The sequence below is a fragment of the Pseudonocardia sp. CA-107938 genome (genome assembly GCF_050936315.1).
Taxonomy (GTDB): domain Bacteria; phylum Actinomycetota; class Actinomycetes; order Mycobacteriales; family Pseudonocardiaceae; genus Pseudonocardia.
Genome location: NZ_JBNJNA010000001.1, coordinates 1,713,579 through 1,726,850, shown reverse-complemented (window position 1 = coordinate 1,726,850; position 13,272 = coordinate 1,713,579). Strand labels below are relative to the sequence as shown.

Sequence of the window (13,272 nt, the reverse complement as noted above, 5' to 3'; positions counted from 1 at the left end):
TGGTACGCGCAACTGCCGAGAGGAGACACCATGTCGACCACATCTGCCCCGCCTGCCTACCGCACGGTCGTACGGACCCCCGGGATGGGCGGGTGGACGCTCGGCGTCCTCTGCCAGCGCCTGCCCATCGCGATGGCGCCGCTCGCCCTCGTCTACGTGGGGCACGTCGCCGGTTCCTACGCGGTCGGCGCGCTGCTGGCCGCCGTGTTCGCCGCCGCGGAAGCGGTCGCGGCGGGACCGATGGGCCGCCGCTTCGACCGGCGTCCGGCCCGTTCGGAGATCCGGCTGGTGCTGTGCGTGCAGGCGGTGCTGCTGCTCGCACTCGCCGGTTCGACCCTGGCGGCGACGCCGGTCTGGCTGCTCGTCCTGCTGTCGGCGGCGGCGGGCGCGGTGGCGTCCGGCGCGCACGGCGGTCTGCGGGCGGTGCTGGTGCGGACGGTGGAGCCGGCCGCGCACCACGCCGCGCTGAGCCTGGAGTCGACGCTGACGACGCTGCTGTGGGCGGTGGGGCCGGCGATCGTCGGCCTCGTCACGCTCGTCGCGGGCGCGGGGTGGGCGGTGGCGCTGATCGCCGCGATCGCCGCAGCCGGCGTGCTCGCCGCGGGGCTGCTGCTCGACGCCGCTCCGGTCCACCGCGACCCGACGGTCACGGTGCGGATCTGGGGCCGGACCTGGCCAGCGCTGCTCCAGGAGGGCGCGGTGATGGTCTGCGTCGGCGCCGCCTACACCGGGCTGCCGAGCCTGCTGGAGGCCGTCGGGAGCGACGCCACCACCGCCGGGCCGGTACTGGCCGTGTTCGCGGTGGCCGGCCTCGTCGGCGGTCTCGCGTACGGCAGCCGCACCTGGCCGGGCAGCTACCGCACGCAGAGCACCGTGCTGGTGCTCGCCGTCGCGGCGGTGCTGGCGCTCGCGGTGGTCATGCCGACGGCCGGAGTGATCGGCACCCTCGTCGTGCTGGCGGGGTTCGCCGGGACGCCGGCGCTGACCGCGCGGGCCGCCGGCGTGCAGGAACTGCTGCCCGAGCCGTCGTGGGCGGCCGGGTTCTCCGGGCTCTACGCCGCCGGCGGCGTCGGTTTCGGGGCGGCCGGGATCGTGCTCGCCGGCCTGCTCGAACCGCTCGGGGCCCGCGCCGCGCTGCTGGCCTGCGTCGCCGTCGCCGCGATCGCCGCGGTGGTCGGCTCGGTCGCCGAGCGGCGGGTCGTCCGGCAGTAGTCACAGCCAGCGCGGGACCACCGGCAGCTGCCCGCTCATCGGGAGCAACCCCGCTCCCGACGAGCGGCCGGTGAGCCAGCCGAGCAGGCCGGACGCGGTGCCGTGCACCGTGGTGCCGCCACCGAGCCCCAGTGGCCAGGTGCGGTCGCGGTCGGTGGGCGCGAGCTCCGCGGCGGGGCAGTCGTCCGTCGCCGAGAGCGTCCGGCTCACGTCGTCGAGCAGGGCGTCGACGACGGCGCCGGGGATGTCCTCCATGCGTGCGCCCGCGTCGAGGTCCACGGCGTGCAGCCACACCTCGCGCACGCGCATCCACGGCAGCTCGGTGGCCGCGATCTCCCGACCCTGCGCGTTGCGCACGGTTGCGCGCCACGCCATCAGGTCCAGGCCGGCGAACGTGGCGTCCAGCTCGTCGGCCGTGCTGATCAGCTCCGCACGGAGCTGATCGATCGGACGGGTCGCGGCCTCCTCGATGTCGGCGTTGCGCGCCTCCCGCGAGGCGTACATCGGCGTCTCCTCGCCGGTTCGCGCCCAGCGCGCGAGCCGGGCCAGCGCCTCGGCGTTGCGTGCCAGGTGCCCGACGACGTGCGCGCGCGTCCAGCCCGGAAGGGCGCTCGGACCGCGCAGGACGTCGTCGGGCAACGCGTCGACGACGCGGCACACGAACTCCGTGCCGGCGCCCATCCACGGCAGCGTCACGGCGATGTCGCCCCGGTCCATGCGGCCATTCTGTCCTGGCCGCAGTCGATCAGGACAGTTGCACCAGCACCGACCCCGTGACGAGCAGCGCGAGACCCGCCAGGCGCGGCGTGGTGATCGCGCGGCGGGGCAGCCGGAACCAGCCCCTCGCGTCGACGGCGGCAGCCGCGAGCTGCTGCCCGGTGACGGTCAGCGCCACCGTGACGGCCGCGCCGATCGCCGGGATCAGCAGGAACGTGCCCGTCACGTACGCCGCGGCGCAGGCACCGCCGAGCCAGCCCCACCACGGCATCGCGCGCACGCCCGTGAGCTGCGGCCGCGGGGTCCGCCGGGTCAGCAGGAGCACGGCGAGCACCACCGTGATCGTCATTGCGGCCACGACGAAGCTCACCAGCGCGACAGCGAGCGGCTCGACCATCGCCGCCCGCAGCCGCGCGTTCACGGCTCCCTGGACGGGCAGGGCGGCGCCGGCCAGCACCCCGAGCACCAGCCAGCCGGGGGCGGACCGCTCCTGCCGACGGGGCCCGCGCACGACGGCGGTGATGCCGGCGAGCACCGCGACCGCGCCGATCACGACGCCGAGACCCAACGGCCGCACCGGGGTCCCGAACAGGCCGAACAGGTCGATCAGGATGGAGGCGAGCACCTGGCCCGTGACGAACAGGCCACCGGCGGCGAGCGCGCCCAATCGAGGGAACAACAGGATGGCGCTCGTGATGTAGAGCGGGCTGGCGAGCCCGCCGAGCAGGTACCAGCCGGGAACGGTCGTGATGCTCGCCAGCGCCCCGAGGCTGCCGGTTGCGGCGGCGAGCACTGCCAGCAGGACGACGGCGAACCACAGCTGGACGGTCGCCCCGCCGTACGGCGTGCCGACGGCGGCGGTGAGCTGCAGGTTCGCCGACGCCTGCACGGCGAGCAGGCCGCCGATCAACACGGCGGCCAGTAGGAGTGTTGCAGTCATGGATCGGGCTCCTCAGATATGTGGACACTGTGTCCACTTAGCTGAACCGGACGGCCCGTCCACCTATTCCGGTAGCGTGCCGATGTGCCCGCCGAACGCGCCGACGCGGCCCGCAACCGGGCGCAGGTCCTCGCCGCGGCCGCCGAGCTGTTCCGCTCCGGCGACCCGACCGCCGTCACGATGGAGGACGTCGCCCGCGCCGCAGGCGTCGGTCGCGCCACGCTCTACCGCCGCTACCCCGACGTCCGGTCCATCGCGGCCGCTCTGCTCGACGAGCACGAGCGGGAGCTGCAGGAACGCCTCCTGCGCGGCGAACCGCCACTGGGACCCGGCGCCCCGCCCGCGGACCGGCTCGCCGCGTTCTACCGGGCCATGGTGGAGCTGCTGGAACGCTTCGGACACCTCGTCCTCGGCGCCGAGACGGGCAGCGCCCGCTTCGCCACCGGCGCGTACGGGTTCTGGTACGCGCACGTCCGCGCGCTAGCCACCGCAGCGGGCGCCCCGGAGCCCGCACAGCTCGCCGACGTGCTGCTGGCGCCGCTCACGTCCGAGCTCTACATGCGGCAACGCCGGGACGTCGGGCTCACACCGGAGCAGATCGGCGACCGGCTCGCATGGCTGGCAGCCCGCACCCTCGGCTGATCCGCCCAGCCAGACCGGCCAACTCGCCGTACCGATCCGGGCAACTCGCCCGGCCAGACCGGCCAACTCGCCCTGCTGAACCGGGCAACTCGCCCGCCCGGAACGGCCAACTCGCCGTACCGGAACGGCCAACTCGCGCGGACACCACCGCGGACACCGCGAGTTGCCCCGATCAGGACGGCGAGTTGCCCGGATCGGCACGGCGAGTTGCCCCCATCGGCACGGCGAGTTGCCCGTCCGCCGGCGAGTTGCGCGTTCTGCCGGACGAGTTGCGCGTTCTGCCGGGCGAGTTGGTCGGCCGGTCAGGCGGCCGAGGTGCGGCGGGTACTGGCGACGAGGGACAGCGCGGCGCGCAGGGCGCTCGCCGCGTCGAGGGTGGCGTCGCGGGCGGTCGCGCTCACCGCGGTGAAGCTCCCGTAGCCGTGGACGAGCCCGGCGAACCGCCGCGCGACCACCGGCACGCCGTCGGCGCGCAGCCGCGCGGCCAGCTCCTCGCCCTCGTCGCGCAGCGGGTCGAAGCCGGCGGTGGAGAGGTAGACCGGTGGCATGCCGGCCAGGTCGGCGGCGCGCAGCAGGTCGCCTCGGACGTCGTCGGTGGGCACGCCGTCGGGCAGGTAGAGCCGTTCCAGGTCGGCGATGATCTCGGCGGTGAGCCCGAACCCGGTGCCGTAGGTCTCTCGAGATCCGCCGGCGCGCTCCGGCTGGACGACGGGGTACATCGCCATCACCGACGTCGGGACCGGCTCGCCGTGCACGACCGCCTGGTGCGCGACGACCAACGCCAGGTTGGCACCCGCGCTGTCGCCGCCGACCGCGACCAGCGCCGGGTCGGCACCCAGCGTCGTGGCGTTCTGGACGGCCCACCGGAAGCTCGCGATGGCGTCGTCGAGCGCGGCGGGGTACGGGAACTCGGGCGCGAGGCGGTAGTCGACCGACAGCACGCGCACCCCGGACTGCGCGGCCAGCAACCGGCACAGCGGGTCGGCCGTGACGAGGCTGCCGAGCACGAACCCGCCGCCGTGGAAGAACACGACGAGCGCGGAGCCGACGCGGGTGCCGGGCGGCACGTAGAGCCGGGCGGCGATGGGGCCGTCGGCGCCGGGCACCTGCAGGTCGCGGGTGCGGACGTCGTCGAGGCCGGGCTCGGCGGCCACCTCGGCGGCGAGGTCGGCCTGCCGGCGCTGCTCGGCGAGGGCGGCCAGGCGCAGCCCCTCGGCCTCTCGCTCGCCGCTGAGCGATCCGTTCGCGACCGCCGTCTTGATCCCGTCCGGTCCGCGACCCGACGTGAGGGCGGTGAGCCGGCCGAGCAGGTGCAGGTCGAGGTCGAGCACCTGCCCCTCGCGCCGGATCACGGGGCCCGCGAGCAGGCGTTTCGTCCAGCGCGGGAGTCCGAAGAGCAGCCGCAGGCACCAGCGCAGCAGGCGCAGCCGAACCATCGCGATCACGTCTCAACGCTACGCCGGACGGCGTGTCGCGGGCCGCGTGTCAGCCCTCACGCCACCCTGCGACACGCCCCTGTTTAGCCTAAATGGCCTAATCACGGTACGGTGTGCAACACTCTCGTCACAGTTGGTTATCAGCAGCGTGTCGAGCACTAGGCCAAGGGGGTTGGTCATGTCCGTCCATACGTCAACGTTCGACGCGGTCTTCGGCAATGATCCACTCGGACGCTTCACCGCCGCGATCGTGACGTCCGTGCCGGAGTTCGACCCGGGCGACACACCGATCGGGCACGCGCTCGCCACCGAGTTCTTCCAGCGCGTCGAAGCCGGGGACGTCGAACAGGTCGAGTCCGCCGAGCGCGTCGAGCAGGTCGAACCCGCCGAGGTCGGCGAGGTCGGCGAGGTCGGCGAGATCACCGAGCTCGTGGAGGTGGTCGAGCCCGTCACCGAGATCATCCCGGCCGTGCTCGCTCCGGAGCAGGTGTACGAGTGGCCCGTGGCCGAGGAGCCTGCGCGCCGCCCGTCGCCGCGTCCGCGGGTTGCGCCGGCGCCGGCCGTCGCGGAGATCGCGCACGTGCTCGACGAGTTCGAGGCCGAGGAGTACGAGTACGAGCCGGTCGAGGAGATCACCGGCACCGTGCTCGAGCTGCCCGTCGGCGGCGCCGCGGTCGAGTGGTTCGGCGAGCCGGGCATGCCCGACGAGGAGATCGAGCCGCGCCGCGCCAGTTGACCCGCAGGGGTGGGCGGCGTCGACCCGACACGGGGTGATGCCGCAGCATGGTCGGTGTGACGCAGCTCGATACTCCTGCCCCGTCCGCAGCTCCCGTCCGACCCGACACGACCGACGCCTGGTGGCGCGACGCGGTGATCTACCAGATCTACCCGCGCTCGTTCGCCGACGCGAACGGCGACGGGATCGGTGACCTGCCCGGGATCACCGCCCACCTGCGCCACGTCGCGGATCTCGGCGTGGACGCCGTCTGGCTCTCGCCCTTCTACACCTCGCCGATGGCCGATGCCGGCTACGACGTCGCCGACTACCGCGACATCGACCCCCTCTTCGGCTCACTGGCCGACGCCGATGCGCTGATCGCGGAGGCGAACCGGCTCGACCTGAAGGTCATCGTCGATCTGGTGCCGAACCACACGTCCGACGAGCACGCGTGGTTCCAGGCGGCGCTGACCGCGGGCCCAGGCAGCCCGGAGCGCGCCCGCTTCCTGTTCCGCGACGGCCGCGGCCCCGACGGCGCCGAGCCGCCGAACAACTGGAAGAGCGTCTTCGGCGGTCCCGGCTGGACGCGGATCACCGAGCCCGACGGCACGCCCGGGCAGTGGTACCTGCACCTGTTCGACCGTAAGCAGCCCGACCTCGACTGGAGCAACCCTGAGGTGCGCGCCGAGTTCCTCGACGTGCTGCGGTTCTGGCTCGACCGCGGCGTCGCCGGATTCCGCGTCGACGTCGCGCACGGGCTGGTCAAGGCCGACGGCCTCCCGGACTGGGAGGGCGAGCACGGCCTGCTCGACGGCACCGAGGCGCCGATGTGGGACCAGGACGGCGTGCACGCGGTCTACCGCGACTGGCGCGCGGTGCTCGACGAGTACCCCGGCGACCGCGTGCTCGTCGCGGAGTCGTGGGCGCCGACCCTGGCCCGTCTCGCCAACTACATCCGGCCGGACGAGATGCACACCGCGTTCAACTTCGACTTCCTCGAGACCCACTGGCTCGCCCCCGAGCTGCGGACCTCGATCACCGACTCCCTCGCCGCCACCGCCGCCGTCGGCGCACCGACGACGTGGGTGCTGTCCAACCACGACGTGGTGCGCCACCCCACCCGGCTCGCGCTCCCACAGGTCGGCAAGCGGCCCAACGGCATCCGTTCGGTCGACCCGCAGCCCGACGAGGAGCTGGGCCTGCGCCGGGGCCGCGCCGCCACGCTGATGATGCTGGCGCTGCCCGGCTCGGCGTACGTCTACCAGGGCGAGGAGCTCGGGCTGCCCGAGCACACCACCCTGCCCGACGGGGCCCGGCAGGACCCGACCTACTTCCGCAACGGTGGCGAGGTGGCCGGTCGCGACGGGTGCCGGGTGCCGATCCCGTGGATCGCCGACGCGCCCGCGTTCGGCTTCAACACGACGGGGCAGGCGTGGCTGCCGCAGCCGGAGTCGTTCCGCCGGTACGCCGTCGACCAGCAGAGCGGCGTCGCGGGCTCCACGCTGGAGATGTACCGCAGCGCGTTGCGGCTGCGGAAGGAGCTGCGGATCGGTCGCGGTGACCTGACCTGGATCGACGGCGCCGACACGGTCGCGTTCACCACGACCGCGCCCGGCGGCACGCTCACCGTGCTGGCCAACCTGGGCGCCAGCCCGGTGCCCGTCCCGGAGGGGAAGGTGCTGATCGCCAGCGGCGAGCTGGTGGACGGGCAGGTGCCCACGGACGTGACGGTGTGGGTGCTCAGCTGACCCGCTCCAGCGCGTCCCGCACGTCCATGAGGGCGAAGCCGAGCAGGTTGAGCCCGCGCCACGTCGCGGCGCGGGCTGCCCGCTCGTCGGAGGCGGCGCAGCCGATGCCCCAGATCGCGTCGACCGGGCTCGCCTCGACGAGCACCCGCGCCCGGGTGCCGCGCAGGTACGCACCGAGATCGGGATGGGCGCCGAACTTCGCCACGGTCGCCGCGACGACGATCGCGTAGCGATGCGCCTCCGGCGGCCATGACCCGGGCCAGCGCCTCGTCGTCGCCGAACAGCGGGGCCTTGCCGGCCATCATGGCGTGCTCGGCGGTGCGGTGCTCGACGCCGCCCGTCCGCCGCGCGCAGGTCCTCGGCGGCATGAGAGGCAGCATGCCGACCGGCGGAGTGGCACGCGACGGTTTCGGCCCGCTGAGCTGCCGCGCCCGCCACGGTTACGGTGCGAGCATGAGCGTCGACTGGAGCGGGATCGGGCCCGAGCTGCTGCTGCAGCTGGATCGCTCGCTGCCCGAACCGCTCCGCGTGCAGCTGCTGTGCGGGGTGCGCGACGCGATCCGGGACGGGCGGTTGCGGGCCGGGGAGCGACTGCCGTCGTCGCGGGAACTGGCCCGCCAGCTGGACGTGTCGCGGGGCCTCGTCCAGGAGACGTACGAGCAGCTGCTGGCCGAGGGGTACCTGACCAGCCGCTCCGGCTCCGGCACGCGGGTGGCCGCCGTCCACACCGACGTCGAGGACCACCCGGCGGCGGCGGTCGCGCCCGCCGCGCCGCGCATGGAGATCGACTTCACGGTGGGCGTGCCCGACCTGGCCAGCTTCCCGCGAGCCGACTGGGCGTGGGCGTTGCGGGAGGCGATCCGCACCGTGCCGACGGCCGACCTGGGCTACCTCGACCCCCGCGGCCACCCGGAGCTGCGCCGCGTGCTCGCCGGCTACGTGCGCCGGGTCCGCGCCGCGGCGGCGGACCCCGCGCACATGGTGATCTGCTCGGGGTTCGCGCAGGGCGTCGAGCTGGCCCGGCGGGCGCTGCAGCGGGTAGGGGTGCGGCGCATCGCGTTCGAGGACCCCGGCTACTCCGACCGCACCGTGCTCACGGCCATGACCGAAGCCGGCATCGAGACGGTGGCGGTGCCCGTCGACGCCGCCGGCATCGACGTGGCTGCGCTGGCCGCGACCGGCGCCCAGGCGGTGCTGCTGACGCCGGCCCACCAGTGGCCGACGGGCGTGGTGCTGTCGCCCCAGCGCCGGCAGGAGCTGGTGGCGTGGGTCCACGACCACGACGGGTACGTCGTCGAGGACGACTACGACGCCGAGTTCCGCTACGACAAGGAACCGGTGGGTGTGGTGCAGGGACTGGCCCCGCAGCGGGTGCTCATGATCGGGACGACCAGCAAGGCGCTCGCCCCGGGCCTGCGGATGGCCTGGTTGGTGTGCCCACCCGCGCTCACCGACGCGGTGGTGGCGGAGAAGCTGGTCGCCGACCGCGGCTCGCCGGTGCTGGACCAGGTCGCGCTGGCGGCGCTGATCTCGTCCGGTCGCTACGACCGGCAGCTGCGCCGGATGCGTAGGGTCTACGCGGCGCGGCGGGAGTCGCTGGTGGAGGCGCTGCGCGAGCACGCGCCCGCCGTCGGGATCACCGGGCTGGCAGCGGGGCTGCACGCTGTCGCCCACCTGCCGCCCGGCGTCACCGAAGTCGACGTGGTGGCAGGCGCCGCGGCCCGGTCCGTCGGGGTGACGGCGATGGCCGACTACCGGGCCGACGGTGCACCCGACCCGGCCCAGCTCGTCCTCGGCCTCGGGACGCTGCCGGAACGCGCGATCCGTTCCGGCATCGCGCGCATCGCCGATCTGCTGTCCGGCCCATAACTGGGCCGGACGGGTGATACCGGACACGTCGCCCAACCGATCCGCCGGATAGCCGGTCATCCCCGGTACAGCGTCCCCACGCGACCCCGGAGAGCCGTCATGACCATGCCGCAGAGTTGGCCACCCGTGGAACCGCACCCGACCCTGGGCTACACGGGACAGCTCCCGGCCATCGAGGCCACGTCCGCCTCCGGGCAGCTCCCCGTCACGCCCTACCCCGGTTACCCGCCTCCCGGTTACCCGCCGCCCCGCCGGAGGGTGTGGCTGCCGATCACGATCATCGGGGTCGTGCTGGCGCTGATCGCCGGCGCCGTCGCCACGGCGCTGTCCGTCACCGGCTCGGGATCGTCGAAGAGCCTCGTCGAGGGCGCACTCACCGAAGCCGGGTCGTGGCCGGCCGTGCGCTACCACGGCCTCATGACCAACTACGGCCGCGACGCCGTCGACGTCGACGTCACCGTGGTGAAGGGCGAGCTCGGGGGCACCCTCTCCCGACCCGGCGGCGGCCGCGCCGAGATCGCGTGGGACAGCCGCGGCATGGTGCTCAAGGGCAACCGCCAGTGGTGGTCGGGCGGCTCGTCCTACGCGAACTACGCGGGCCGGTTCGAGGACGTGTGGATCTCCGACCCGCCCGAGCTCTCCGTGGTCCAGCAGCTGGCGGCACTCGAACCGGCCGAGCTGAAGCGATCGATGAAGTTCGACATGCCGTTCCTGTGGGACAACACCAAGGCGGAGAAGCAGCAGCTCGACGGCAAGGACGTGCTGGTGGCCGACCAGATGGGCCGCAGGGTGTTCGTCGACGCGTCGACGCACCGGTTCGTGGCCGTCGACAGCACGACCTACGGCTCCCCGAAGCCCGAGCCGTTGCGCGCGGAGGAGGCCGACGAGGCCGCGGCGAGCCGGGTCCGCGGGGTTGCGGCCAAGGTCCGGGAGAGCGAGTCGCCCAAGACCACGTCGCAGAAGATGAACGAGCGCGCCGACGTCGACGGCACCGTCGTTTCCGAGCAGCCGTGCGACAAGGGCATCTGCGCCACCATCACCCTGAGCAACGCGGGCACGGGCCGGATGCTCGGCACGATCGACATCATGGCGAACGCCAGCAAGGTCGCCACCCTGCCGCTGGACTTGGCGGCGGGTCGCTCGACCACCATCCAGGTCGCGGCACCGGCCGGTACCCGACAGCCGATCTACTGGAGCTTCTGGACCCGCGAGGGCTCCTGAGCCTCAGCGGAACAGGACGCTCACGCTCTCGCGGCGCGCGATGCGCCGGATCGCCTCACCGAACAGGCCCGCCACCGAGACGATCTCCACCCGGTCGGTCAGCTCGACCGGCCGGGACTCGACGGTGTCGGTGACGAACAGCCGCTCGATCGGGCTCGCCGCCAGCCGCTCCATCGCCCGCCCGGTCAGCGGTGCGTGCGTGACCAGCGCGTACACGCTCGCCGCACCGCGTTCGACGAGCACGCGGGCGGCGTCGGCGAGGGTGCCGGCCGAGACCGTGAAGTCGTCGACGATCAGCGCGGTGCGCCCGTCGACCTCGCCGATGAGGTCGACCACGGCGGCCGACTCCGAGTGGTCGGTCCGCTCCTTGTCGGCGATCGCCAGCGGGGTGCCCAGCCGGCGCGCGTACAGCTTGGCCTTCTTCGCGAACCCGGCGTCCGGGGAGACGACGACGAGGTCCGGCAGGTGCTTGGCCTGCACGGCGTCGCACAGCACGGGCAGCGCGTACAGGTCGTCGACGGGGATGCGGAAGAACCCGGCGACCTGCGGGGCGTGCAGGTCCATGGTGATCACGCGGTCGGCGCCGGCCGCCTCGATCGCATCGGCGACCACGCGTGCGCGGATCGACACCCGCGGCTCGTCCTTCTTGTCGCCCTTCGCGTAGGAGAAGTACGGGATCACGACCGTGACCGACGCGGCGCTGGCGCGCTTCAGCGCGTCGATCCAGAACAGCAGCTCCATGACGTTGTCGTTGACGGGGAACGCGGTGCCCTGCACGAGGAAGACGTCGCGGCCGCGCACGTTGGTGGGCACGCGGACGAACAGGTTGCCGTCGCTGAACTTCAGCGTCTCGCCCTGGTGCAGGGGGTGGCCGAGGTACTCGGCGACGGCGCGGGCGAGCTGCGGGTTGGCCGAACCGGACAGGAGCACGTAGTCGTCCACTCCGGAAAGGGTATGCCTCCCCCAGGTGGCCCAGCCGGATCCGTCGAGAACGACGTTGTGGTGATCAACAGGGCCTGTTGATCACCGTAACGTCGTTCTCGACGCAGGGGGCTACTCCACCGCCTGGTGCACCGACGCCCAGAAGTCCAGGTAGACCGGGGACATCAGCGGGAAGCCGCCGCGCTGGGTCAGGAGGATCGCGGTGAGGTCGGTCGTCGGGTCGGTGTACCAGGTGGTGCCCGAGCCGCCGTCCCACCCGTAGCGGCCGGGTGCTTCCATCCCGTCCCGCCGGGTGCCGACCCCGATGCCGAGGCCCCAGCCGCGGCTGTCGAACCAGCCCGGCAGGAAGCCCGACACCGCCTTTACGGCATCGGGCAGCTGGTCGGTGAGCATCGCCGCGACCGTCATCGGCGCGAGCATCCGTCCACCGGGGTAGCGACCGGCGTGCCGCAGCATCTCGGTGATCGCGAGCCAGTCGTCGACCGTGCCGACCAGCCCCCCGGACGGGGACGGGCGATCCGGCGGCGTGCGCAGCCCTTCCGGCCCGGTGCCGGCACCGATCTCCCCCGTCACGGGGTCGGCCAGGTACCCGTGGGCGACCCGGCCGAGGTGCTCCTCCGGCACGGTGAACCCGGTGTCGCGCATGCCGAGCGGAGCGAGCACCCGCTCGTGCAGGAACTCGGCGAACGGCTGCCCGGCGGCGCGCTCGATCAGCACGCCGAGCACGTCGGAGCCGGAGTTGTAGATCCACCGCTCGCCCGGCTGGGCCATCAGCGGCAGCTTGCCCAGCTCCGCGACGAAGGAGTCGGCCGTGTAGCCGCCCTGGTCCGGGTAGCGGTGGAAGTGGGCCGTGGCATCGCCGAGCGGGGTGCCGGAGAAGCCGAAGTCCATGCCGGTGCCCAGGCGGAAGGTGAACAGGTCGCGCACCGTGATCGCGCGGTCCGCGGGCACGGTGTCGTCCAGCTCGGACTCGCGGGTGCGGATCACCTTCGGCGACGCGAACTCGGGGATGAGCCGGTCGATCGGCTCGTCCAGCCGGATGCGGCACTCCTCGACGAGGATCAGGCCGGCCACCGCGGTGGCCACCTTGGTGAGCGAGGCGAGCCGGAAGATCGTGTCGCGCTGCATCGGCCGCTGGTCCCCCACCGCGAGCGTGCCCACCGCGCCGACGTGCACGTCGTCGCCCCGGCGCACCAGGTACACCGCGCCGGGCAACCGGCCTTCCGCGACGTGCCCTGCGAGCACGTCCTCGATCCGTCCGAACCGGTCGTCCGCCATTCCGTCCATGATCGAATCCTATTACACGTTGACATCGAACCGTTCGATATCTATCTTTATGACATGAGCACAGACACCGAGATCCGCGAACTGATCGCCCGCTGGGCCGCCGCCGAGATCGCCGGCGACTCCGCCGCCATGGCCGACGTCGCCGTCGACGACTTCACGATGGTCGGCCCCGCCGGCTTCGTCCTCACCAAGGAGCAGTGGCTGCACCGCTACGACGGCGGCCGGCTCGTCACCCACTCCCTCGAGTGGACCGACGCGCAGGTCCGCGACTACGGCGACACCGCCGTCTCGATCGGCGTGCACACCCAGAAGGCGAGCCACGAGGGCAGGCCCGTCGACGGGTCGTTCCGCGTCACCCACATCGCCGTGCGCCGCGACGGGCAGTGGAAGCTCGCCGGGCTGCAGCTCAGCCCGATGGCGTGGCGGCCGCCGGCGTGACCCGGTCTCGCCGTCGAGAACGAAGTTGTGGTGATCAACAAGCCTTGTTGATCACCACAACTTCGTTCTCGACGGGGTTTGTCGGCCGACCGATGAGTTCGG

Annotated in this window: 13 protein-coding genes; 7 read left to right on the top strand and 6 right to left on the bottom strand. The window is 73.2% G+C overall.

The genetic code is table 11. The features are described from left to right. Window positions 1–30: 30 nt before the first annotated feature. Window positions 31–1,212, top strand: coding sequence for an MFS transporter (locus tag ACQEVB_RS08590; protein WP_432967181.1), 1,182 nt, complete (start codon window positions 31–33; stop codon window positions 1,210–1,212). Here the strand turns inward: ACQEVB_RS08590 and ACQEVB_RS08585 are convergent, their stop codons facing one another. Both ACQEVB_RS08585 and ACQEVB_RS08580 read right to left on the bottom strand, forming a co-directional pair. Beyond that, window positions 1,213–1,929: a maleylpyruvate isomerase family mycothiol-dependent enzyme gene (locus ACQEVB_RS08585; RefSeq protein WP_432967179.1), complete on the bottom strand. Its 717-nt coding sequence runs from the start codon at window positions 1,927–1,929 to the stop codon at window positions 1,213–1,215. 28 nt (window positions 1,930–1,957) lie between these two features. After that, a complete protein-coding gene (locus ACQEVB_RS08580) occupies window positions 1,958–2,869 on the bottom strand; it encodes a DMT family transporter (protein WP_432967177.1) in 912 nt (303 codons plus the stop codon). Window positions 2,870–2,953: 84 nt separating this feature from the next. Here ACQEVB_RS08580 and ACQEVB_RS08575 point away from each other — a divergent pair, with 84 nt between their 5' ends. After that, window positions 2,954–3,511 carry a TetR/AcrR family transcriptional regulator gene (locus tag ACQEVB_RS08575; protein ID WP_432967175.1) on the top strand — a complete coding sequence of 186 codons (558 nt, stop codon included), beginning with the start codon at window positions 2,954–2,956 and terminating at the stop codon, window positions 3,509–3,511. Window positions 3,512–3,813: 302 nt separating this feature from the next. Here the strand turns inward: ACQEVB_RS08575 and ACQEVB_RS08570 are convergent, their stop codons facing one another. Further along, window positions 3,814–4,947 carry an alpha/beta hydrolase gene (locus ACQEVB_RS08570; protein ID WP_432980233.1) on the bottom strand — a complete coding sequence of 378 codons (1,134 nt, stop codon included), beginning with the start codon at window positions 4,945–4,947 and terminating at the stop codon, window positions 3,814–3,816. A 178-nt stretch (window positions 4,948–5,125) separates the two neighbouring features. Here ACQEVB_RS08570 and ACQEVB_RS08565 point away from each other — a divergent pair, with 178 nt between their 5' ends. Then, window positions 5,126–5,683, top strand: a complete 558-nt coding sequence (locus ACQEVB_RS08565; protein ID WP_432967173.1) for a hypothetical protein — start codon at window positions 5,126–5,128, stop codon at window positions 5,681–5,683. Window positions 5,684–5,739: 56 nt separating this feature from the next. Next, window positions 5,740–7,413 (top strand): glycoside hydrolase family 13 protein, encoded by a 1,674-nt coding sequence (locus ACQEVB_RS08560; RefSeq protein WP_432967171.1) that lies wholly within the window; start codon window positions 5,740–5,742, stop codon window positions 7,411–7,413. Here ACQEVB_RS08560 and ACQEVB_RS08555 read toward each other — a convergent pair. Beyond that, window positions 7,406–7,618, bottom strand: a complete 213-nt coding sequence (locus ACQEVB_RS08555; RefSeq protein ID WP_432967169.1) for an NADAR domain-containing protein — start codon at window positions 7,616–7,618, stop codon at window positions 7,406–7,408. The two genes, ACQEVB_RS08560 and ACQEVB_RS08555, sit on opposite strands and share 8 nt — an antisense overlap. 248 nt (window positions 7,619–7,866) lie before the next feature. On the opposite strand from ACQEVB_RS08555, the gene ACQEVB_RS08550 reads away from it, so the two are divergent. Both ACQEVB_RS08550 and ACQEVB_RS08545 read left to right on the top strand, forming a co-directional pair. Beyond that, window positions 7,867–9,282 (top strand): PLP-dependent aminotransferase family protein, encoded by a 1,416-nt coding sequence (locus ACQEVB_RS08550; RefSeq protein WP_432967167.1) that lies wholly within the window; start codon window positions 7,867–7,869, stop codon window positions 9,280–9,282. A 99-nt stretch (window positions 9,283–9,381) separates the two neighbouring features. Beyond that, window positions 9,382–10,503 (top strand): hypothetical protein, encoded by a 1,122-nt coding sequence (locus ACQEVB_RS08545; RefSeq protein WP_432967165.1) that lies wholly within the window; start codon window positions 9,382–9,384, stop codon window positions 10,501–10,503. A 3-nt stretch (window positions 10,504–10,506) separates the two neighbouring features. Here the strand turns inward: ACQEVB_RS08545 and ACQEVB_RS08540 are convergent, their stop codons facing one another. Together ACQEVB_RS08540 and ACQEVB_RS08535 are read right to left on the bottom strand one after the other, a co-directional pair. Then, a complete protein-coding gene (locus tag ACQEVB_RS08540) occupies window positions 10,507–11,445 on the bottom strand; it encodes a ribose-phosphate diphosphokinase (protein WP_432967164.1) in 939 nt (312 codons plus the stop codon). 111 nt (window positions 11,446–11,556) lie between these two features. Then, window positions 11,557–12,732 carry a serine hydrolase domain-containing protein gene (locus ACQEVB_RS08535; protein ID WP_432967162.1) on the bottom strand — a complete coding sequence of 392 codons (1,176 nt, stop codon included), beginning with the start codon at window positions 12,730–12,732 and terminating at the stop codon, window positions 11,557–11,559. A gap of 54 nt (window positions 12,733–12,786) precedes the next feature. On the opposite strand from ACQEVB_RS08535, the gene ACQEVB_RS08530 reads away from it, so the two are divergent. Then, complete coding sequence (locus ACQEVB_RS08530) at window positions 12,787–13,170, top strand: nuclear transport factor 2 family protein (RefSeq protein ID WP_432967160.1); 384 nt, start codon at window positions 12,787–12,789, stop codon at window positions 13,168–13,170. The last annotated feature ends 102 nt before the right edge of the window (window positions 13,171–13,272 follow it).

Bases quoted from the DNA above. Each gene is read 5' to 3' on its own strand.
- ACQEVB_RS08590 (WP_432967181.1), top strand. From the start codon at position 31: ATGTCGACCACATCTGCCCCGCCTGCCTACCGCACGGTCGTACGGACC.
- ACQEVB_RS08585 (WP_432967179.1), bottom strand. From the start codon at position 1,929: ATGGACCGGGGCGACATCGCCGTGACGCTGCCGTGGATGGGCGCCGGC.
- ACQEVB_RS08580 (WP_432967177.1), bottom strand. From the start codon at position 2,869: ATGACTGCAACACTCCTACTGGCCGCCGTGTTGATCGGCGGCCTGCTC.
- ACQEVB_RS08570 (WP_432980233.1), bottom strand. From the start codon at position 4,947: ATGGTTCGGCTGCGCCTGCTGCGCTGGTGCCTGCGGCTGCTCTTCGGA.
- ACQEVB_RS08565 (WP_432967173.1), top strand. From the start codon at position 5,126: ATGTCCGTCCATACGTCAACGTTCGACGCGGTCTTCGGCAATGATCCA.
- ACQEVB_RS08550 (WP_432967167.1), top strand. From the start codon at position 7,867: ATGAGCGTCGACTGGAGCGGGATCGGGCCCGAGCTGCTGCTGCAGCTG.
- ACQEVB_RS08545 (WP_432967165.1), top strand. From the start codon at position 9,382: ATGACCATGCCGCAGAGTTGGCCACCCGTGGAACCGCACCCGACCCTG.
- ACQEVB_RS08535 (WP_432967162.1), bottom strand. From the start codon at position 12,732: ATGGACGGAATGGCGGACGACCGGTTCGGACGGATCGAGGACGTGCTC.
- ACQEVB_RS08530 (WP_432967160.1), top strand. From the start codon at position 12,787: ATGAGCACAGACACCGAGATCCGCGAACTGATCGCCCGCTGGGCCGCC.